Raw genomic sequence first — 21,471 nt, 5'->3', positions numbered from 1 at the left:
CAGGAAGTGCCAACAAGAGGATTGTGCGCGCATGGCGGTGTGTCATCCCTGGTGGTTCGGCTGCTGTGACTGCTGCGACTTCTGCGCCGGCATCGCGGATTCGATCGCGGCGCGCAGCACCTGGCGGTCGTCGAAGGGCCGGACCACTCCGGCGATGTCCTGGCCCTGCTCGTGGCCCTTGCCCGCGACGATCACGGTGTCGCCGGGCTCGGCGCGGGCGACGGCGGCGGCGATGGCGGCGGCCCGCTCCTCCTCGACCAGCACCGTGCCGCGTTCGTGGACCGGCACCTCCGCGGCGCCCGCCAGCATGGTGGCCAGGATCGCGAGCGGGTCCTCGTTGCGCGGGTTGTCGGAGGTCAGGATGGCCGTGTCGGCGAGGCGGGCCACCGCGGCGCCCATGGGGGCGCGCTTGTGCGGGTCGCGGTCGCCGCCGCAGCCGAGGACGGCGTGCAGCTTTCCGGTGGTGACCTTCCGCAGGGCGCGCAGAACCGATTCGACCGCGTCGGTCTTGTGGGCGTAGTCGACGACCGCGAGATACGGCTGGCCGGCGTCCACCCGCTCCAACCGGCCGGGGACGCCGGGGACCGCGGCGACGCCGTCGGCGGCGGTCTGCGGGTCGATGCCTGCCACGACCAGCGAGACGATCGCGGCGAGCGCGTTGGCGACGTTGAACGGGCCGGCGATCGGGGAGGCGGCGCGCACCTTCTGGCCCCCGGGGCCGTGCACGGTGAAGGTCGAGCCGAGCGTGCCGACCTCGACGTCACCGGCGCGCCAGTCCGCGTCCGGGTGGCCCTCCGCGGAGAAGGTGGTGACCGGGACCTCGGCCTCGCCGGCGGCGAGCCGCCGGCCGTACTCGTCGTCGATGTTGACCACGCCGGCCCGGCTGCGGGCCCGGGTGAAGAGCTGGGCCTTGGCCTGGAAGTAGTCCTCCATGCCGGAGTGGAACTCCATGTGCTCCGGGCTGAGGTTGTTGAAGATCGCGACGTCGAAGACGCAGCCGTCGACCCGGCCGAGCACCAGCGCGTGGCTGGAGACCTCCATCGCCACCGCGCGGACCCCGCGCTCGCGCATCACGGCGAACAGCGCCTGGAGGTCGGTGGCCTCGGGGGTGGTGCGCTCGGACTTGATCCGCTCGTCGCCGATCCGGGTCTCCACGGTGCCGATCAGGCCGGTCAGCCCGCCCGCCCGGCGCCCGCCGCCGCCCTCGGCCGCCTGCGCCGCGCGCAGCCCGCCCTCGATGAGGTACGCGGTGGTGGTCTTGCCGGAGGTGCCGGTGATGCCGATCTGGAGGAGGTCCTCGCCCGGTGCCCCGTAGATCGAGACGGCCAGGGCGCCCATCCGCCCGCGCGGGTTGTCGACGGCCAGGACCGGCAGGCCCGTCGCGGCGGCCCGCTCGGCGCCCGACGGGTCGGTCAGGATCGCGGCGGCGCCGAGGTCGGCGGCCTGAGCGACGAAGTCCGCGCCGTGCAGGCGGGCGCCGGGCAGCGCGGCGTAGATGTCGCCGGGGCGGACCGCACGGGAGTCGTGCGTGATACCGGTGACCTGGACGGCGGATGCGCCGGCCGGTACCGGGGTCGCCAGCTGCTCGGCGAGGTCGGCCAGGGGGGTGGGGCGGACCTGCTCGGGTCGGGGCGCACCCGGATATCTGCCGGGGCCGCCCTTCTCCGCGTTCTTCGCGTGCTGGGTTTTCTGGGACTGATCAGCTTGTGACACGGCGGTGAGCGTACCGGGCACAACGGGCCCGGGGCGAAAAGAGGGCTTCGCCGGGGCTCTGTTTCCGGGCTCGTGCGGCCCTTCGGGAGTGATCGTCGTCACGGCGGTGTTGCCTCGTTTTCATTCGCCTGGCTTGAACGTGACCGGCAGCCGCGGGGCGGGGGCGCCGGTCGGCGGGACCTGGAGGGTTTTCAGCGCGAACGCCATGACCTGCTGGAAGACCGGACCGCAGACCTGGCCTCCGAAGTAGCTGCCCTTGGTGGGGTTCTGCACGGCGCAGTAGACGGTGATACGGGGCTTGTCGGCGGGCGCGAAGCCGGCGAAGGAGGCGGTGTAGCCGTGGTAGCGGCCGGTCTTCGGGTCCACCCGGTTGGACGTGCCGGTCTTGCCGCCGACGCGGTACCCGTCGATCTTCGCCTTCGCTCCGGTGCCCTCCTCGTCGTCCACCACCGATTCCAGCATGGTGGCGAGCGTCTCGGCGGTCTTCTGACTGACCACGCGGTCCTTGGCGGGCTTGGCGGCCGGCACGTACCGGCCGTCGGGTCCGGTGGTGCCGCGGACGAGGGTGGGGGCGATCCGCTCGCCTCCGTTGGCGATCGTGGAGTAGACAGAGGCGGCCTGGACCGCGTTGAGGGACAGGCCCTGGCCGAACGGGATCGTGTACTGCTGGGAGGTGTTCCAGTCCTGCGGTCTGGCCAGGATGCCGTCCGTCTCGCCGGGGAAGCCGAGGCCGGTCGGCCGGCCGATGCCGAACTTGCGCAGGTAGGAGTAGAGGACCTGGTTGGCCTGGGGCTGGGTCTTGCCCAGCTGGCCGGCCGCCATGATCGTGCCGATGTTGCTGGACTTGGCGAGGACGCCGTTGAGCGTCAGGTTCCAGGTGGCGTGGTCGACGTCGTCGGAGAACAGCCGGTCGCCGCGGTGCAGCCGGTTGGGCACGGTGACCCGGGTGTACGGGGTCGCGACGCCCTGTTCCAGGACGGCGGCCATCGACATCAGCTTGCTGGTGGAGCCCGGCTCGAAGGCGTCGGTGAGGGCGGCGTTGCCCAGCGCCTCCGGGTTGGCCTTCGCGACGTTGTTGGGGTCGAATCCGGGCGCGTTGGCCAGGGCCAGGATCTCGCCGGTGCGGGTGTCCTGGACGACGACGTAGCCGCGGTCCGCCTGGGACTTCCTGACCTGGTCGGCGATGGCCTGCTGAGCCGCCCACTGGATGTCGCGGTCGAGGGTCAGCTGGACGTCGGTGCCCGGGACGGCGGGGTGCTCCTGGGTGTCGGCGGTGGGCACCCGCCGGCCGCCGGACTGGGCGTAGACGAGCTTGCCGTCCTTGCCGGCCAGTTCCTTGTCGAGCTGGGCCTCCAGGCCGCCGGCGCCCTTGCCGTTGCCGCCGACGAAGCCGAGGACGCCGGCGGCGAGGTCGTGACCCGGGTAGACGCGCTTGCTGTGCTTGTCGGCGAAGATCCCGACCAGGACGTCCGGCCGGGGCGCGCTCTTGGGAGCGGCGGCGGCCTTGGCGTCCAGGGACTTGCGCAGGTCCTTGATCCGCCGCCAGACCTGGGGGGTCTGCTGCCGGGCGAGGAGCGCGTATCGGGACTTGGGCCGGGCGAGCTTCGCGGTGAGGGTGTCCCGCGACTCCCCGAGGATCGGCGCGAGCAGCGCGGCGGCCTGCTGCGGCGCGCCCTTGATCTTGATCTTGTCGGGGGCGAGCAGGCTCGGGTCGGCGGTGATGTCGTACGCGTCGACGGTGGTGGCCAGGTCCACCCCCTCCCGGTCGGTGATCGCACCGCGCGCGGCGGCCAGCTTGACCGGGACGTAGCGGTTCTCGTTGGCCTTGGCGGCGTACGCCCCGGCGTCCACGGCCTGCACCTGCACGAGCCGTACGACGAAGGCCAGCATCACCAGCGTCAGCGCCAGGGAGACCAGCCGCAGCCGCGGGCGCGGGCTGCCCAGGCGGAGCGCGTTGGCGACCGGCCGGGGGCGCGCGGCGGGGGGCCGGGGGCCGCCGGACCGGGAGGTGCCCTGGCGGGGGGCGGGGCGCCGGCCGGCGGCGGGCCGCCCGCCGCGGGCAGCGGCCCCGTTGCCGGTCCGGGCGGGACGCGGGACGCGGCGGGGGTCCCTGGGCTCGGTCATACCGCGGTCTCCGGGGCGTGCGCGGGGGTGGCGGGGAGCGGGGCGCCGCCGTACGGCCGCGGGGCCGGTGCGGCGTACGGGGGTGCGGCCTCGGGCGTCACGGGGTCACCTGCCGGAGGTCGTCGGGGCGAGGGCGGCTGAGCGTCCGGACGCCCGCGAGGCGGATGCGGACGGGGACGGCGAGTCGGTGAGCACGGCGGCCGGGACCACCGGGGTGGCCATCGGGCCCGGGGAGGCGGTGGCGCCCGGGGTGCTGGGGGCGAGCGGGCTCAGCGGCATCCGCGCGGCCTCGGGGGCCGGCGCAGCCTGCGAGACCGGCGCCGTCTGCGGAACCGGTGCGGCCTGCGGGACCGGTGCCGGGGGCCCGCCGGACGGGCCGAGCGGCGACGGCTCGGCGGACGCGGCCAGCGGCGCCCCCTCGGACGCGGCCACGCCCGGCTTGCCGCGGACCGTGCCGTCCGGCAGCAGGAAGACCGGGATGCCGCCGGGCACCATGCCCAGCTTGCGGGCCCGGCGCGCCAGCTCGTCCGGCGCGGAGTAGCCGTCCACCTCCTGCTGGAGCGCCTGCTGCTCGTCCGTCAGCTCGCTGGTCTTCCGCTCCAGCTTGCTGAGTTCGAACGACCCTTGGTTGAGCGCCGAGTTGAGCAGCAGCAGGGCGATCAGCCCGGACCCCAGGAGCACCACGACGAGCAGCACGAAGGGCGTGCGCGCGGCCGTCGCGCCCCGCGGGGCGGAGGGCAGCAGCGCGGCGAGGCGCTGCCTCCCGCGGGGCCGGCCCCCCTGGCGTGTCACGCGATGTCCTCGCGGATGCGCTCGGCGCCGCGCAGCCGGGCGGGGGCCGCGCGCCGGTTCTCGGCGACCTCCTCCTCCGTGGGCAGTTCGGCTCCGCGGGTCAGCAGCTTCAGCCGGGGCTGGTAGCGCTCGGGGACGACCGGCAGCCCGGGGGGCGCGGTGTTGCCGGCACCGGCCGCGAAGACCTGCTTGACCAGCCGGTCCTCCAGCGAGTGGTAGGAGAGCACGGCGATCCGGCCGCCCACCGCGAGCGCCTTCACGGCGGCCGGGACGGCCCGTTCGACGCAGGCCAGCTCGCCGTTGACCTCGATGCGCAGCGCCTGGAAGGTGCGCTTGGCCGGGTTGCCGCCGGTGCGCTTGGCGGCCTGCGGCAGCGCCTCGCGGATCAGCTCGACCAGCCGGGCGCTGTTGTCGAACGGCTCCTTGGCCCGCTCGCGGACCACCGCCGAGACGATCCGCTTGGCCTGCTTCTCCTCCCCGTAGGAGCGCAGGATCCGGACCAGTTCCCCGGGCGGGTAGGTGTTGAGGACGTCGGCGGCGCTGATGCCGGTCGTCTGGTCCATCCGCATGTCCAGCGGGGCGTCCTGGGCGTACGCGAAGCCGCGCTCGGCCTCGTCGAGCTGCATCGAGGAGACCCCGAGGTCGAACAGCACGGCCTGGACGCGCGGCAGCCCCAGCCGGGCGAGGACCTGGGGAAGCTCGTCGTAGACGGCGTGCACGAGGGTGGCGCGGTCACCGTAGGGGGCCAGCCGCTCCCCGGCGAGCCGCAGCGCCTCCGGGTCGCGGTCGAGGGCGACCAGGCGGGCCTCGGGGAAGGCGGAGAGCAGCGCCTCGCTGTGCCCCCCGAGGCCGAGGGTGCAGTCGACGACGACCGCCCCGGGCTCGGCGAGCGCGGGGGCGAGCATGTCCAGGCACCGCTGGAGCATGACGGGTACGTGACGAGTGTTGCTGCTCATGCGGCGGCCTCGATGCGCTCGGCGGGCCTGCATGCGCGGAGCGCGCACCTTTTCCTGATTCGCTCGCTGCGCTCGCTCATATGCCTTCCGATGGTGTGCGGCAGGTGGGTCCCCGGCCGTTGGCTGGGGGGTTGCCGCACGTACCGCTTGGTCCCCGCCCGCTCTGAAGGGGAAGTGGCCCTCCGGCGACGGGGAAGAGACGTCGGATGACCGTGGAGCGGGAGGAGGCCGAACCGTACGTACGGATTTCACGCACGCGAGGGATCCGGGATCCTTAAGGAGAGCGTCACGCCTCCCACTTCGCGCCACTTTAGTCCACCTGCCGCCCCGGTCAATCAACCGGTTCCGCGCGTCCCGCGGCGGCTTGCCGGGGGCGTGCGGACGTCGCCGCGCGCGGCCTCGTCACCCCTGGAGCCCCGGCGCGAACCCGCATGTGGACTACCTCACAAGCTGTGATGTTGCCCCCTATGCCCGCCCTCACATAGCGCTGAACAAGCCACCGGCGATTACCGTGAATCCATGCCCATACCTGCGTCGCAGCCGTTGCCCCCGCCCTCCAAGACCGTCACCGACCGCCTCGTCGAGGCGAACCAGCGCTATGCCGCCGCCTTCACCGACCCCGGAATGGACGCCCGGCCGGTCCTCAAGGTCGCCGTGGTGGCCTGTATGGACGCCCGTATCGACCTGCACGCCGCGCTGGGCCTGGAGCTCGGCGACTGCCACACCATCCGCAACGCCGGCGGCGTGGTGACCGACGACATCATCCGCTCCCTGACGATCAGCCAGCGCGCGCTCGGCACCCGCTCGGTCGTCCTCATCCACCACACCGGCTGCGGCCTGCTGGGCCTGACCGAGGACTTCCGGCACGAGCTGGCCGCCGAGGTCGGGCAGCGGCCCACCTGGGCGGTCGAGGCGTTCAAGGACCTCGACGAGGACGTCCGGCAGTCCATGCAGCGGGTGCGCACCTCCCCCTTCCTGCCGCACACCGACGACGTCCGCGGGTTCGTGTTCGACGTGACGACGGGGCTGCTGCGGGAGATCGATCCGCGGAGCTGACACGGGGCGGGACCACCGTGGCGTGCGGCGATCCCGCCTGATCATCCCTCCCCCGACCTGGGATTGTCCGTCTTGCCCGGATAGGCCCGGCGCGACGGTGTGAGTTATCCACAGGCCATGACGCGAAGCCGCGCGGGCGGCAAGAATGCGTAGGTGACATCGCCCCGGCCGCGGTCGGGGACGATGCACGATCGGGGAGGGCCGGGTCCGTCAAGGGGGCGTCGGCCACCCGTGGAACGGGCCGAGGAGGGCCGAGTGACGACGTATGACGAACGAGCGAGCCTCAGCGATCTGACCAGCACCGCCGAGCGGGTTCACCGGTCGGTGGAGGGTGTGATCGAGGGCAAGCCGGAGGTCGTACGGCTCGCGCTGACCGTCCTGCTGGCCGAGGGGCATCTGCTCATCGAGGACGTGCCGGGCGTCGGCAAGACGATGCTCGCCAAGGCGCTCGCGCGGTCCATCGACTGCTCGGTGCGCCGCATCCAGTTCACCCCCGACCTGCTGCCGTCGGACATCACCGGCGTCAGCGTCTACGACCAGCAGCGGCAGGACTTCGAGTTCAAGCCGGGCGCGATCTTCGCCCAGATCGTGATCGGCGACGAGATCAACCGCGCCTCCCCCAAGACCCAGTCGGCGCTCCTGGAGTCCATGGAGGAGCGCCAGGTCACCACGGACGGGCAGACGTACGAACTGCCCAGCCCCTTCATGGTGGTCGCCACGCAGAACCCGGTGGAGATGGAGGGCACCTATCCGCTCCCCGAGGCGCAGCGCGACCGCTTCATGGCGCGGGTGTCGATCGGCTATCCCAGCCCGGCGGCCGAACTGCGGATGCTCGATGTACACGGCGGCGCCTCTCCCCTGGACGACCTCCAACCGGTGGCGCACGCCCACGAGATCGTGAAGCTGACGGAGGCGGTGCGCGCGGTCCATGTCGCGGAGCCGGTGCGCAGATACGCCGTGGACCTGGTGGCGGCCACCCGCAGCCACCCGGACCTGCGGCTGGGCGCCTCGCCGCGAGCGACGCTGCATCTGCTGCGCGCCGCGAAGGCGGCGGCGGCCATGGCCGGGCGGGAGTTCGCGCTGCCGGACGATGTCCAGTCGCTGGCGGCGGCGGTGCTCGCGCACCGTCTCCTGCCCACCGCCCAGGCCCAGTTGAACCGCCGTACGGCCGAGCAGGTCGTGCTGGAGATCGTGCAGCGCACCCCGGTTCCGAACCCGTCCGCACCGCAGTGGCGGCAGGTCCACGGCCGGCAGCCGCCCGGCGCGCGGGAGCTGTGATGTCCGCCGGGGGGAGCGAGGGGACCCCGGAGCCCGACGGGCTGCGCTCGGCCCTCGGAGGGCTGACGACGCGCGGCCGGTCGTTCCTGGCCGCCGGGCTGGCCGCCGCGGTGTGCTCGTATCTCCTCGGGCAGGCGGATCTGCTGCGGGTCGGTCTGCTGCTGGCGGTGCTGCCACTGGTGTGCGTCCTGGTCCTGCACCGCACCCGCTACCGCGTCTCGGGCAGCCGCACCCTCTCCCCCGCCCGGGTCTCCGCCGCCGCCGAGGCCCGCGTCCGGCTGCGGATGGAGAACCTCTCCCGGCTGCCCACGGGAGTGCTGATGCTCCAGGACCGGGTGCCGTATGTGCTCGGGCCGCGGCCCCGCTTCGTCCTGGACCGGGTCGAGGCCGGCGGCCGGCGGGAGGTGTCGTACCGCGTCCGCTCCGACCTGCGCGGCCGGTATCCGCTGGGCCCGCTGCAGCTGCGCCTCTCCGACCCGTTCGGCATGTGCGAGCTGACCCGCTCGTTCAGCACCTCCGACACCCTGACGGTGGTACCCCGGGTCGAGCCGCTGCCCGCGGTCCGGCTGACCGGCGAGGCCGCCGGGTACGGGGACGGCGGCCACCGCTCGCTCGCGCTGGCCGGGGAGGACGACGTCATCCCCCGCGGCTACCGGCACGGCGACGATCTGCGCCGGGTCCACTGGCGCTCCACCGCGCGCTACGGCGAGTTGATGGTGCGCCGCGAGGAGCAGCCGCAGAAGGCCCGCTGCACGGTCCTGCTCGACACCCGGGCCGCCGCCCACGAGGGCTCCGGGCCCGACTCGGCCTTCGAATGGGCGGTCGCCGGCGCCGCCTCGGTCGCGCTGCATCTGCTGGAGCGGGGGTTCTCGGTGCGGCTGCTGACGGACACCGGCAGCTCGGTTCCCGGCCCGGCCGGCAGCGGCGGCAGCGAGTCCGCCGACACTGCCGGCCTGCTGCTGGACAGCCTCGCGATCGTGGAGCACTCCGACGAGGAGGGCCTCGCCGCGGCGTACGAGGCGCTGCGCGGCGGCACGGAAGGGCTGCTGATCGGCTTCTTCGGCGACCTGGACGAGCGACAGGCGGCGGTCGCCGGCCGGATACGCCGCCACGGCAGCACCGCGATCGCGTTCGTCCTGGACGGCGACGCCTGGACCCGCGACCCCGGCGGGATCCGGTTCTCCCACGGGCAGACACCGGTCGCCGAGCGGCTGCGGATGCTGCGCGAGGCGGGCTGGGCGGCGCTGCCGGTGGAGCCGGGCGCTTCGCTGGCCGGGCTGTGGCAGGCCGCGGACCGGGCCGGAGCGGGTTCGGAGCCCGCGGCCGGAGCGGATCCGTCCGACACGGCTGCGGGAGGTGGGGCGTGAACGGCGCTCCCGGACGAAGTGAGGCAGGAGCATGAGCGGCCGGGCGAGGCTGGCGCTGTGCGCGATGGTGGCGACGCTGTGCGCCGCGTGCACGCTGCTGCCGCTGGTGGATCCGATCAGCTGGATGCTCCAGGCCGCGACCCTGCTGGCGCTGGTGACCGGCGTGGGAGCACTGGCCCGGCGGGTCCCGCTGGCCGGACCGCTGACCATCGGCGCGCAACTGCTGGCGGGCGTACTGCTGCTGACCGTGCTGTTCGCCCGCGACCAGGCGGTGGCCGGGCTGTTGCCGGGCCCGGACGCCGTCGCCGCGTTCGGCCGTCTGGTGCAGGAGGGCGTGCACGACGTCGGCCGGTACGCCATCCCGGCCCCCGTCACCCCGGGAATCCGGCTGCTGCTGGTCGCCGGGGTGCTGCTGATCGGCGTGATCGTGGACGCGCTGGCGGTCACCTACCGCAGCGCCGCACCCGCCGGGCTGCCGCTGCTCGCGCTCTATTCGGTGGCGGCCGGGCTGTCCCAGGGCGGCTCGGGCTGGCTGTGGTTCCTGGTGGCCGCCGCCGGCTATCTGCTGCTCCTGCTCGCCGAGGGCCGCGACCGGCTCTCCCAGTGGGGCCGGGTCTTCCGCGGTACGGGCACGGGCCGGCCGGGCTTCGGCGGCGGGCCGGCGCCGGTCCCGGTCCGTACGGGCCGCCGGATCGGCGCGCTGGCGCTGGGGATCGCACTGGCGGTGCCCGCCGTGCTGCCGTCCATGGGCGGCGGGCTGCTCGGCCCGGCCGCCGGCGCCGCCGGGCCGGGAGGCGGGGGCGGCACCATCTCCGCGATCAACCCGCTGGTCTCGCTCCAGGACAGCCTGAACCAACCGGAGGACCGGGAGGTCCTCAACTACCGCACCACCGCGGCCGACACCCGCGAGATGTATCTGCGGATCGTCGCGCTGGACCAGTTCGACGGCACGACGTGGAAGCCGTCCGAGCGGACGGTCACCGACGTCCCGGCCGAGCTGCCGCGCCCGGTCGGCCTGAGCCCCGAGGTGGCGAGCACCCGGATCAACACCTCCCTCTCGACCGCCCCGTGGTACGCCCAGAACTGGCTGCCCCTCCCGTACCCGGCGTCCAAGGTGGACATCCCCGGCCGCTGGCGCTTCGAGCCCGAGGGCCGCACGCTGGTCGGCGACCGCGGACAGAACACCCACGGCCTGCAATACCAGGTCGAGAGCCTCCAACTGCGGCCCACCGCCCAGCAGCTGGCCGATGCCCCGCCGCCGCCGGCCGCGATACTGCGCGAGTACACCAAGGTGCCGGCCACCCTCCCCGCGGTCGTCCGCACCACCGCCCGCCAGGTGACCCGCGGCGCCACGACCGCGTACGCCAAGGCCGTCAAGCTCCAGGACTGGTTCGCGCTCTACGGCGGCTTCAGCTACAACACCGAGGTCCGGGCGGGCAGCGGATCCGAGGCGATAGCCCGCTTCCTGGAGGACAAGCAGGGCTTCTGCGTGCACTTCTCCTTCTCGATGGCGGCGATGGCCCGCACCCTGGGCATCCCGGCCCGGGTCGCGGTCGGCTTCACACCGGGCACCAAGCAGCCCGACGGCACGACCTCGGTCGGTCTCAAGGACGCGCACGCCTGGCCCGAGTTGTACTTCCAGGGCATCGGCTGGACCCGCTTCGAGCCGACGCCGAGCCGCGGCAGCGTACCGGACTACGCCTACCCGGACACCTCGCACGCCCCCGCCCCGGGCAGCCCCACCCCGGAGCCCGCACAGTCCACCGCCCCCTCGTCCGAGCCGTCCGCGGGCCCGTCCTGCGGCCCCGGGGAGCACCGGGCAGGGGTCGGCGCGGCGTGCCTGGCGGCGCCCGCCCTGCCCGGATCCGGCGCGTCGGGCGGCGGCCCCTCGCCCTGGCCGCTGGTGGGCCTGGTCGCCGCGCTGCTGCTCGTCGTGCTGCTGCTCGCGACACCGCCGCTGTGGCGGGCCCGCACGCGCGCCCGGCGGCTGGCGGGCGGAGGACCGGCCGGCGACGGCGCGGCAGCCACCCTCGCGGCCTGGCGGGAGCTGCTGGACACGGGCTGGGACTTCGGCATCCTGCCGGACCGGTCGCTGACCCCGCGCAAGGCGGCGGCCCGGATCATTCGCGTCGGGGAACTGCAACCGGACGCCGCCGGTGCCGCCCAGCGCGTCGCGGCGGCGGTGGAGCAGGTCCTCTACGCCCCGCAGCCGCTGCCGGCGACCGGGCTCGCCGCGGACGTCCGGCTGGTGCGGTCCGGCCTGCGGGACGCGGCGACCCGCGCCCTGCGCCTGCGTGCCCGGTTCGCCCCGCGCTCCGCGGCCCGCCTCCGGTGGGCCTGCGCGGCCCGGTGGTCGGCCGTGCTGCTGCGCGGCCGCGGCAGCCGCCCGGTGGCCGCGGTCCGGCGCGCCACGGCCACCCTCCGATCACGCCGACGGCGCGGCGCACGGGCATAGGCCCGTGCGCCGCGTGACTGCGCCGTCACCGGTGGAGAGGGTGCGCGGGGCGCGGAGGCACGGCGTCCGGTGCGAGGGTGGCAGCAGCTCGGGCCCGGGCGCGCCGCAGCTACCGGGCCCGTGGGCACCGGGCCGGAGCGGAGGGCGTCTCCCGCATCCGCCGCGTGGTGCGTCGCAATCCGGGCGAGCCACCGCGGACCGTCCCAGGACACCGAGGGCCCACCCCGGCTCCCGCCGGGCGCGATGCCGTGCCGACCGCGGTGACAGGCCGGCGACCAGACAGGGGCCGGGCAGGACGCGCCGGGCGGGCAGGCAGGGCGTAGGACGAGACCCTCCGGCCCAGGCCCCTGGCCGACTCCCCGCTCGCGGCTCGCGGCTCGCGGCTCGCGGTTCAGGGCTCAGGGGCTCAGGGGCTCAGGGGCTCAGGGGCTCAGGGCAATGTAGTGCGGTCCCCGACACGATCAGGGGCCGCACCACGACATCACAGGAGCACCACGGACAGCACGGGAAGCAAGGGGAAGCACCAGGGAACAGCGCGGGAAGCTCCACGACATCGCAGGGAAGCACCACGGCACACAGTGCAAACATGCAGCTCACCGCGGCACCGGCGGCACTCACCGCTGCACCGGGAAGGGCTCCCCCCACACCGAGGAGAACCGTTCCCCCACCGGTCACCTCTCGCCCGGTGTATTCGGGCCGATCCGGGGTGACGAGGAGACTCGGCGAAGGGAGATCAAACGAAGGAGATCAAACGGTGGGCGATCAGGCGTAGGAGATCAGGCCGTTGCACATCGTGGGACATCCGTGCGGTGCGTGGGTACGTCGGTACAGCGACACATCGGTGCATCGGGGCCCGCCGGACACGGAGCGCTGCCCACTTGCCGTTGCTGGTCAGTGGCCCTGTTCGTCGCGTCGGCGCTGCCAGCGGTCCTCGATACGGTCCATCATCGAACGGCGCTGCCTGGCCTGCCGGCGCGCCGGCCCGCCGATGCCACCGGAGCCCGCTGCTGCCCGCCGCTCGCCCGCCTTCGGGGCCTTGCGCCACCCGGTGACGGCCAGAACGGCACAACCGAGCATGACGAGAAAGCCGACCACGCTGATCCAGATCTGCTGCGCGACCATTCCGGCCATGAGCAGGGCGATACCCAGCAGGAAGCCCGCGACCGCTTGGTAGACCCGTCGCCGGGTGTACGTACGCAGCCCGCTTCCCTCAAGCGCTGTCGCGAACTTGGGATCTTCGGCGTACAGCGCTCGCTCCATTTGCTCGAGCATGCGCTGCTCGTGCTCCGAGAGCGGCACGGAGTCCTCCTACTCGTCGGTCGCGGGGGGCGACCGGGGTGCGACCCTTTCAGGATAGGCAGGGAATCGCCCCCGTGAAACCCGCCCCTCTACGCCAATTCACTGGCCAAGCCGCCGCGGCGGCCGGTGGTGATGCTGGCTGCATTCCCCACCCACCAGTCCGTCATGCCGGAACGTCGTACCCCGATCATACGGGGCGAAGGGGCTGTTCGGGTGGCCTGTGGCCGACCGCACGCGGTGGTCGGGGCCACCACGGGGCCCGCCGTCCGCGGTCAGTCGCGCTCGGCGAGCACGTGCAGCTGGGTCGCCACGGAGTGGAAGGCGGGCTGCTCGGCGGCGGCGGCCTCCAGCTTCAGCAGCGCGTCCATGGCGCCGGGCTCGGTGTCGACGAGCACGCCGGGGACCAGGTCGGCGAAGACCCGTACGCCGTGCACCGCGCCGACCTTGAGGCCGGTGGCGGTGACCAGCTCGGTGAGCTGCTCGGCGGTGAACCGGCGCGGGACCGGGTCGCCCTCGCCCCAGCGGCCCGTGGGGTCGGTGAGGGCGTGTCGGGCCTCGGTGAAGTGGCCCGCCAGGGCGCGGGCGAGGACCGCCCCGCCCAGGCCGGCGGCGAGCAGGCTGAGGGTGCCGGCCGGGCGCAGCGCGTCTGCGGCGTTGTTCAGGCCCTCCGCGGGGTCGTCGACGTACTCCAGCACGCCGTGGCACAGCACGGCGTCGTAGCCGCCGCGCTCGACGACCTGGAACAGGCCGTGGGCGTCGCCCTGGACCGCGCTGATCCGGTCGGCCACCCCGGCCTCCGCGGCCCGGCGCTCCAGGGCGAAGAGGGCGTTCGGGCTGGGGTCGACGACCGTGACGCGGTGGCCGAGGCGGGCCACCGGCACCGCGAAGTTGCCGCTGCCGCCGCCGGTGTCGAGGACGTCCAGGGCGTCGCGGCCGGCGGCCTTGACCCGGCGCTCCAGGGCGTCTTTGAGGACCTCCCAGACCACGGCGGTACGAAGGGATGCGCGCGGGCGCAGCAGGTCAGACACGGCGGGTGGCTCCTCGGCGGGGGCATGAACATCCAGTCGCTCACCACCCTATTCCGTATTCGGCCCGGCGCCGTGCCCAGCCCGCACCGGGCGACGGACATCGCCGCGAGGCGCCACCTCCGTCCCCGCGGCGCAGCGCCCCCGTCCCCATGGCGCACCGCGCCCACTCCTGCGGCGCGCCGCCCGAGCCGGGCTCTATGCGCCCCCCCGCCGCATCTCCCGCGCTGTGCACTGCGTTACCCGCCCCCCGCGCTGCGTTACCCGCACTGCGATTGCGTTTCCCGCACTGCGATTGCGTTTCCCGCACTGCGATTGCGTTTCCCGCACTGCGATTGCGTTTCCCGCGCTCCGCGCTGCGTTACCCGCGCTCCGCGCTCAGACCGCCCGCTCCGCGCGCTGCGGCGGGAGTGCCGGCTGGATCCGCAGCAGCCGCTCCACGAGGTGCAGGAACAACTCCGCATCCCGCAGCAGGTCGTCGGCGTCGCGGCGGCTGGCCGCGCCGGCTATGCCGGCCTCGGCCCTGGCCCGCCGGCCGGCGCCGGCCGCGAACAGGGCGCTCCACTCGGCCAGTTCGGGAGCGACCTCGGGCAGCACGTCCCACGCGCTCCGGATACGCTGCCTCCGGCGCACGGTGGTCTCCGGCCGGCCGCGGACGGCGAGGACGGCGGCCGCGGTGCGCAGCGCGGCCAGATGCGCCGTGGCGAACCGCTCGTTGGAGCTCTCCAGGGTCTGGGCCTCGTCGAGGCCGTGCTGGGCCTGGGCGAGCAGGTCGAGGGCGGCGGAGGGCGCCGCCGTCCGCCGCAGGACGGGGTGGACATCGCTCGGGGGACCGTACGCAGCGGAGCTGCCCGCGGTGGGACGAGCTGCCATGACGAACCTCCTGTCGTCGCATGCCGGTTCAGGACCGAATACCGATTCGGACCGCTGACCCCATCGTGAGGTACACCACTGACAATCGGCCCTGACCTGCACTTTCGTCCGAATCGAGGGGTATTGCCGGGGGGTACGGGACGCCGCCCGGGCGCGGTTGCGCGGCGCATCTCGCACGGATCGCCCGGACCCCTTGCGGAATGGGCCGCGGAATCCCCATACTTTTTGAACTGACCAGTCAGTTCAAGGAGGGATCGTGGACAGCACCCCGCACGGGGCGGCGGTCACGGCCGCGGGATTCGGCGTCAAGGGCCCCCGTGGATGGGCGTTCCGGGGCATCGACATCACGGCGGAGCCCGGCGCGCTGATCGCCGTACAGGGGCCGTCGGGCTCCGGCCGTACGTGCCTGCTGCTCGCGCTCACCGGCCGGATGAAGACCGCCGAAGGCACCGCCGAGGTCGGCGGGCTGCCGTTGCCCAAGAGGATGGCCGCGGTCCGGTCCGTCACCGCGCTCGCCCATGTACCCGGGATCGCCGAGCTCGATCCGGCGCTGACCGTAGGCGAACATCTGCGTGAACGCGCCCTGCTGCAGGGCCGGTTCGGCGGTTCGCTCGGCACGCTGCTGCGGCCGCGGCAGGAGCGCCGGGCCGCGGCCCGCGCCCTCGTGGACGCCGCACTCACCGCCGCCGGGCTGGACCTGGACACGCTGCCCAAGGGGATCCGCACCTCCGTACGCGATCTGGAGCGACTGGAGGCGCTGCGGCTGACCGTGGCGCTGGCGATGATCGGCGGCCCACGGCTGCTGGCCGTCGACGACACCGATCTGAAGCTGTCCGACGAGGAGCGCGCCGCGGCCTGGGCGATGCTGCGCTCCCTCGCGGCGGCCGGCACCACCGTGCTCGCGGTCTGCAGCGAGCCGCCGCAGAACACCGCGGGCGTGGTGCTGGTGCGCACCGGCCGCCCGGAGCAGGACGCTGCCGACGCCCCCGTGGACGGCGGGCACGACGACGAGGAGGGAGCGGCCGATGCGCTCGCCGAAGCTGGCCGCGCTTGAGCTGAAGCGGTTCGGGAGGGGGAAGCTGCCGCGCGCCGCGCTCGCCGCCCTCCTGCTGCTGCCGCTCCTCTACGGCGCGCTGTACCTGTGGTCCTTCTGGGACCCCTACGGCCGGCTGGACAGGATCCCGGTCGCGCTGGTCAACGAGGACAAGGGCGCCGAGGTCGGCGGGAAGCGGATCTCGGCGGGCGACGGCATCGTCGACGGGCTGCGCGACAGCCACACCTTCGACTGGCGCCACGTGGATGCCAAGGAGGCCGCCCGGGGCGTCGAGAACGGCTCGTACTTCCTCTCGCTGTCCATCCCGCAGGACTTCAGCCGGAAGATCGCCTCCAGTTCGGGGAGTCACCCGGAGACCGGCCTGCTCAAGGTCCGCACCAACGACGCGAACAACTACATCGTGGGGCAGATCTCCCGGACGGTGTTCTCCGAGGTCCGCTCGGCGGCCTCGGAGAAGTCCTCGCGCACCTTCCTGGACAAGATCTTCGTCTCGTTCTCGACCCTGCACGGCAAGACCGAACAGGCCGCCGACGGCGCCGACCGGCTCAAGAACGGCATCGGCCAGGCCAAGGAGGGCGCCGGCAGGCTGGCCGACGGCCTGGGCACCGCGAAGAACGGCAGCGGCAGACTGGTCGGCGGCCTGGGCGACCTGGACGCCGGCGCCGGACGGCTCACCCAGGGCAGCACCGACCTCGCCAAGGGGGCCGGTACGGCCGCCGACGGATCGCGCCAACTGGCCGACGGGGCCGGGCAGGTGGCCGACGGGACCCAGCAGCTGGCCGACACGGTCAACGGGCTCGTCGGCAGGGTCGGGCCGTTCATCCGGGCGCACGGCAAGGAGATCGGCGAGGCGGCGCAGCTGGTGGCCGACGGCTCGCAGGCGGTCCGCGACCACCTGGACAAGCTGCCCGCCGCGGCCGCCACGGGGGCGAAGCTCTCCCGGGGGATCGCCGACCACCTGGACACGTACTACCGGCTGCGCTGCGACGGCGTCATCACCCTGGACACCTCCTGCGCCGAGCTGAAGCAGATCAAGGACCAGGCGGCCACCGCGGCGGACACCGCCGAGGAGGTCAGCGGCTACGTCCACGACCAGCAGAACCTCGACCAGCTGGGCCGCGACCTGGCCACCCTGCACTCCCTGGCCGCCGAACTGGCGCAGCACGGACCGACCCTCGGCGCCGACATGGACGCCGCGGTCCAGAAGATCAACGACCTCAACGACGGCGCCCACCAGGTCTCCGCGGGCGCCCGCAAACTGGCCGCGGGCAACGCCCAGTTGGCCGCCGGCGCGGGCCGGCTCAACGACGGCGCCCAGCAGCTGCACGACGGGACCGGGCGCGCCGCGTCCGGTATGAGCGACCTGGACTCCGGCGTCGGCAGGCTCAAGGACGGCGCGCGGACGCTGGACGGCGGGATGTTCAAGCTCTCGGACGGCTCGGCCGAACTGGCCGGCGGGCTGCACGACGGGGCGCGGCAGATCCCCGACTACGGGAAGAAGGACCGCGACGCGCGCACCCTGGTGATGTCCGACCCGGTCCAGCTGGCGTCCGACGCCGCCCACAAGGCGCCCAACTACGGCACGGGGTTCGCCCCGTACTTCATCCCGCTGTCCCTGTGGGTCGGCGCGATGGTGGCGTACATGCTGATCGCGCCGCTCAACCGGAGGGCGCTGGCGATGGGCGCGTCCCCGTGGCGGGTGGCGCTGTCCGGATGGCTGCCGGTGTTCGGCATCGGGGTGCTCCAGACCGCGGCGCTGATGTCCGTCCTGCACTTCGCGCTCGGCCTGGAGATGGTCAGGGCGGCCGGCACGATCGGCTTCCTGGTGCTGGTCACGGCGTGCTTCTCGGCCATCGTGCAGTGGCTGAACGCGAAGTTCGGGCCGGCCGGGCGGATCCTCGTCCTGGCGCTGCTGATGCTCCAGTTGACGTCGGCGGGCGGCACCTATCCGGTGCAGACCAGCCCGGGCTTCTTCGGGGCCATCCACCCCTACCTGCCGATGAGTTACATCGTGGCCGGGCTGCGGCGGCTCATCACGGGCGGCGACCTCGCGCCCGTATGGCAGGGCAGTGCGGTGCTGCCGGCGTTCACCCTCGGGGCGCTCGCGCTGACCTCTCTGGCGGCACGGGGCCGCCAGGTCGTGCGCATGAAGGACCTGCACCCGGAGCTGAGCCTGTGAACGCCCACTCTCCCCCAGCTGCCGCTGGGAGGTACCCCCATCCCGCAGGAGCCCTGCCCGACACCCGGCGGGCTGCGCATCGATCCGTCGCGACCGGCACAATCGCCTCCATGGACAGCTCCAACACACGCCGCGACGCCACTCGGCGCAAACTCTTCGAAGCCGCGGTCACGCTCATCGCCGAACAGGGCTTCTCCTCCACCACGGTGGACGAGATCGCCGAGCGGGCGGGCGTCGCGAAGGGCACCGTCTACTACAACTTCGCGAGCAAGAACGTTCTCTTCGAGGAGTTGCTGCGGCACGGCATCGAGCTGCTGGCGACCTCTCTGCAGGCCGCCGCCGACGAGGTCGCCGACCGGGGCGGCACCCGGATCGACGCGCTGGACGCCATGATCCGGGCGGGTCTGGACTTCATCTCCCGCTACCCGGCGCTCACCCAGCTCTACGTCGCCGAACTGTGGCGCACCAACCGCGCCTGGCAGTCCACGCTGATGGTGGTGCGCCAGCGGGCCATCACGGTGGTGGAGGACGTCCTGCGGGACGCCGTGGCCGGAGAGGAGCTGAGCGAGGAGATCGACATCCCGCTGACCGCCTCGGCGCTGTTCGGGATGGTGCTGGTCGCCGCCCTGGACTGGCAGTCCTACCAGCCGGACCGCTCGATCGACGAGGTGCACGCGGCGCTGTCGCGGCTCCTCCAGGGGCGGGTCACCGGCCACTCCGACTGAGAGGCGGGCGGCCGGCGGAACGCGGCCGCCCCGTACACACAGGTGCGCTGCCCTGGCACGGATCGTTCCCCCGTCGATCCGACCAGGGCAGCGCTGCCCCCGTGTTTCCCCCGTACTCCCCCGTACATCCCCCGTCACGTCCGGGAGCCGCGCCGCTCCGCCGCCCCGTGTCGGCGGTGCGGCGCCGCTTCCCGTCCGTGGCCCCTACTTTTCCTTCCAGGGGGGTTCCGGCCCATCCGCGTACCTACTCATCTCGGCGTCTGAGTACGGATACTCAAAGCTGAGCACCGGGCCTCAGCGGCCGAGCGCCCGGCCCCGGCGACCGCCTACGATCTCCTGCGTGTCCGTACTTCCCTTGGTCTTCACCAGCGGCTGGGCGAGCGGGATCAACGCCTACGCCGTCGTCCTGCTCCTCGGCCTGCTCGGCGCCACCGGCGTCACCGACGAGGTGCCCGCCGCCCTGCAGCGCCCGGATGTCCTGATCGTCGCGGCGGTGCTCTTCGTGTGCGAGGCGGTCGCCGACAAGATCCCGTACGTGGACTCGGTCTGGGACGCCGTGCACACGGTGATCCGGCCGATCGCGGGCGGTGTGGTGGCGGCGCTGCTGGCCGGGCACAACGGGTCGCTGCCGGAACTCGCGGCGGGCGCCGTGGGCGGCTCCACGGCGCTGCTGAGCCATCTGGTCAAGGCGGGCACCCGGATCGCGGTCAACACCTCGCCGGAGCCCGCCAGCAACATCGTGCTGAGCCTGCTGGAGGACCTGGGCGCCGCGGGGATCATCGTCTTCGCCGTCTTCCACCCGGTGATCGCGGCGGTCGTCGCGGCGCTGCTGCTGGCCGCGGGCATCACGGTGGTGGTCCTCCTGTGGTCGCGGATCCGCCGCCATCTGCGGCGCCGGCGGCAGCGCCGCGAGGAGCGGCGGACGGCCGCGGCCCCGGCCGGCGACGCGGTGCCGCCCGCGGGCTGACCCGCCGCTGGCCCGCGCGGGCGGCCGCGGCGGGCGTTGTCAGTACCGCCGGATAAAGTCGCGGGCATGGCAGGGATTGCGGTGATCGGCGCCGGGATGGGCGCGATGGCGGCCGCCGCCCGGCTGGCCGTCGCGGGCCACCGGGTGGCGGTGTTCGAGCGCGACGCGACGTACGGCGGCGCGCTGCGCCGGTTCGAGCGGGACGGCTTCGCCTTCGACACCGGGCCCGGTCTGCTGCATCTCCCGGCCGTCTACCGCGATCTGTTCCTCAAGACCGGACGCGAGCCCCTGGAGAACTGCGTCGCGCTGACCCAGGTCGACCCCGCGAGCCGGCACGTCTTCGCCGACGGCACCTCCGTGGCGCTGCCGAACGCCTCGCGCGCCGGGGTCCTGGCGGCCCTGGACGAGGCGCTGGGCGGCGGCGCCGGCGAGCGCTGGAGCGATCTGGTGGGCCGCGCCCGCGAGGCGTGGGACGCCACCCGCCGGCCGCTCCTGGAGGAGCCGCTGTGGGCGGACTGGCGGGTCCTGGGGAGCGACCCGTATCCGGCGGTGCGCCGGCGCGGCCTTTTCGGGCGCGGCAAGGGCCCCACCACCGCCACCCTCGCGGAGGTCGCCCGGCGCGAGCTGGCCGACCCGCGGCTGATCGCCCTGCTGGAGAGCCATGCGCTGGCCTACGGCTTCGACCCGCGCGACGCCCCGGCGAGCGCGGCCGTGCTGCCGTACATGGAGCAGACCTTCGGCAGCTGGTACGTCCGCGGCGGGATGCGGGCGCTGGCCGACGCGCTGTACGAGCGCTGCCGGGCGCGCAAGGTGGAGTTCTCCTTCGGCGCCGAGGTGACCCGGATCGTCGAGAAGGACGGCCGGGCGGCGGGCGTCGAACTGGCCGACGGGCGGCTGGCCGAGGCGGAGTTCGTGGTCGCCGGCGTCGACCCCGTGCAGCTCCCCGGGCTGTGTGCCGGGCGGGAACCGTGGGGCGCGGACGCGGTCCGCCCCGATCCGGGGCCGGGAGACCGGGCCACCGCGCGGCTGACGGTCTGTCTGGCGCTGCGCGGCGCCCGCCCGCAGGAGGCCGTCCACCGGACCGTGGTCCACGCACCGGACCGCGCGGCCGAGCTGGCGGGCGTCTTCGGCGACGGCCACGGCCTCCGGGAGCCCTGCGCCCGGCCGACGGTGACGGTGCTGCGCCCCGACGACCCCGCCACCCGGCCCGACGACTGCCATGAGGCGGTCACCCTGACCGCCACGGTCGCCCCGCACGGCCCCGTCGACTGGTACGACCGTGAGGCACTGGCGGACGAGGCGGACCGGCTGACCGACGTCGCCGATGCCGCGGTACCGGGCCTGCGGGAGCGGGTGCTGTGGCGGGAGATCGTGCCGCCGACGGAGAGCGGGCTGGTGCCGGGGCCGGCGCTGGCGGGGCGGGAGGGGCGCTTTCTGCGCCCCGGCAACCGCACCGCGATACCGGGGCTCTACGCGGTCGGCGGCTGGTCCCACCCGGGCGGCGGGCCGGCGCACGCCGGGATGTCCGGCGCGATCGTCGCCGGCCTGATCGTGAACGGCGACGACTGGCACGGCTCGACCTGACGCCGCCGCGGCCCCGGGGGGCCG

At 74.1% G+C, this 21,471-nt stretch carries 16 protein-coding genes; 9 read left to right on the top strand and 7 right to left on the bottom strand.

What is annotated here, in order from left to right; genetic code table 11:
• Positions 1-42 precede the first annotated feature (42 nt).
• The 4 genes from GR130_RS09630 to rsmH form a co-directional block, all read right to left on the bottom strand.
• Positions 43-1,815, bottom strand: a complete 1,773-nt coding sequence (locus GR130_RS09630; protein ID WP_159504315.1) for a UDP-N-acetylmuramoyl-L-alanyl-D-glutamate--2,6-diaminopimelate ligase — start codon at positions 1,813-1,815, stop codon at positions 43-45.
• An 18-nt stretch (positions 1,816-1,833) separates the two neighbouring features.
• Complete coding sequence (locus GR130_RS09625) at positions 1,834-3,837, bottom strand: peptidoglycan D,D-transpeptidase FtsI family protein (RefSeq protein WP_159504314.1); 2,004 nt, start codon at positions 3,835-3,837, stop codon at positions 1,834-1,836.
• A 105-nt stretch (positions 3,838-3,942) separates the two neighbouring features.
• A complete protein-coding gene (locus GR130_RS09620) occupies positions 3,943-4,629 on the bottom strand; it encodes a septum formation initiator family protein (protein WP_159504313.1) in 687 nt (228 codons plus the stop codon).
• Entirely contained in the window at positions 4,626-5,585 is a 960-nt protein-coding gene (rsmH, locus tag GR130_RS09615) for a 16S rRNA (cytosine(1402)-N(4))-methyltransferase RsmH (protein WP_159504312.1), read from the bottom strand. Before rsmH ends, GR130_RS09620 begins: the two co-directional genes overlap by 4 nt.
• A 519-nt stretch (positions 5,586-6,104) precedes the next feature.
• Here rsmH and GR130_RS09610 point away from each other — a divergent pair.
• From GR130_RS09610 to GR130_RS09595, 4 genes are all read left to right on the top strand, one after another.
• The gene (locus tag GR130_RS09610; protein WP_159504311.1) at positions 6,105-6,641 is read left to right on the top strand and encodes a beta-class carbonic anhydrase; all 537 of its coding nucleotides are present in this window, start codon (positions 6,105-6,107) and stop codon (positions 6,639-6,641) included.
• Between the two features lie 255 nt (positions 6,642-6,896).
• On the top strand, positions 6,897-7,919 hold the full coding sequence (locus GR130_RS09605) for an AAA family ATPase (protein ID WP_159504310.1): 1,023 nt from the start codon (positions 6,897-6,899) through the stop codon (positions 7,917-7,919).
• Positions 7,919-9,286 carry a DUF58 domain-containing protein gene (locus GR130_RS09600; RefSeq protein WP_159504309.1) on the top strand — a complete coding sequence of 456 codons (1,368 nt, stop codon included), beginning with the start codon at positions 7,919-7,921 and terminating at the stop codon, positions 9,284-9,286. Before GR130_RS09605 ends, GR130_RS09600 begins: the two co-directional genes overlap by 1 nt.
• A gap of 31 nt (positions 9,287-9,317) precedes the next feature.
• Positions 9,318-11,741, top strand: a complete 2,424-nt coding sequence (locus GR130_RS09595; protein WP_159504308.1) for a transglutaminase family protein — start codon at positions 9,318-9,320, stop codon at positions 11,739-11,741.
• An 891-nt stretch (positions 11,742-12,632) separates the two neighbouring features.
• On the opposite strand, the gene GR130_RS09590 is transcribed toward GR130_RS09595, so the two are convergent.
• The 3 genes from GR130_RS09590 to GR130_RS09580 form a co-directional block, all read right to left on the bottom strand.
• A complete protein-coding gene (locus GR130_RS09590) occupies positions 12,633-13,040 on the bottom strand; it encodes a DUF3040 domain-containing protein (RefSeq protein WP_159504307.1) in 408 nt (135 codons plus the stop codon).
• Positions 13,041-13,312: 272 nt separating this feature from the next.
• Positions 13,313-14,068: a methyltransferase gene (locus GR130_RS09585; protein WP_159504306.1), complete on the bottom strand. Its 756-nt coding sequence runs from the start codon at positions 14,066-14,068 to the stop codon at positions 13,313-13,315.
• A 375-nt stretch (positions 14,069-14,443) separates the two neighbouring features.
• On the bottom strand, positions 14,444-14,938 hold the full coding sequence (locus GR130_RS09580) for an SAV_6107 family HEPN domain-containing protein (protein ID WP_159504305.1): 495 nt from the start codon (positions 14,936-14,938) through the stop codon (positions 14,444-14,446).
• Positions 14,939-15,194: 256 nt separating this feature from the next.
• On the opposite strand from GR130_RS09580, the gene GR130_RS09575 reads away from it, so the two are divergent.
• From GR130_RS09575 to GR130_RS09555, 5 genes are all read left to right on the top strand, one after another.
• Complete coding sequence (locus tag GR130_RS09575) at positions 15,195-15,992, top strand: ATP-binding cassette domain-containing protein (RefSeq protein WP_159504304.1); 798 nt, start codon at positions 15,195-15,197, stop codon at positions 15,990-15,992.
• Positions 15,964-18,171, top strand: coding sequence for a YhgE/Pip domain-containing protein (locus GR130_RS09570; RefSeq protein WP_159504303.1), 2,208 nt, complete (start codon positions 15,964-15,966; stop codon positions 18,169-18,171). Before GR130_RS09575 ends, GR130_RS09570 begins: the two co-directional genes overlap by 29 nt.
• Positions 18,172-18,281: 110 nt before the next feature.
• Positions 18,282-18,896 (top strand): TetR/AcrR family transcriptional regulator, encoded by a 615-nt coding sequence (locus GR130_RS09565; RefSeq protein WP_159504302.1) that lies wholly within the window; start codon positions 18,282-18,284, stop codon positions 18,894-18,896.
• Positions 18,897-19,236: 340 nt separating this feature from the next.
• Positions 19,237-19,863, top strand: a complete 627-nt coding sequence (locus tag GR130_RS09560; RefSeq protein WP_159504301.1) for a DUF4126 domain-containing protein — start codon at positions 19,237-19,239, stop codon at positions 19,861-19,863.
• 66 nt (positions 19,864-19,929) lie between these two features.
• The gene (locus tag GR130_RS09555) at positions 19,930-21,447 is read left to right on the top strand and encodes a phytoene desaturase family protein (protein WP_159504300.1); all 1,518 of its coding nucleotides are present in this window, start codon (positions 19,930-19,932) and stop codon (positions 21,445-21,447) included.
• The last annotated feature ends 24 nt before the right edge of the window (positions 21,448-21,471 follow it).

Source organism: Streptomyces sp. GS7 (genome assembly GCF_009834125.1).
Taxonomy (GTDB): Bacteria; Actinomycetota; Actinomycetes; order Streptomycetales; family Streptomycetaceae; genus Streptomyces.
The sequence above is the reverse complement of the archived record's forward strand: the minus strand, read 5'-3'. Positions and strand labels throughout refer to the sequence as shown.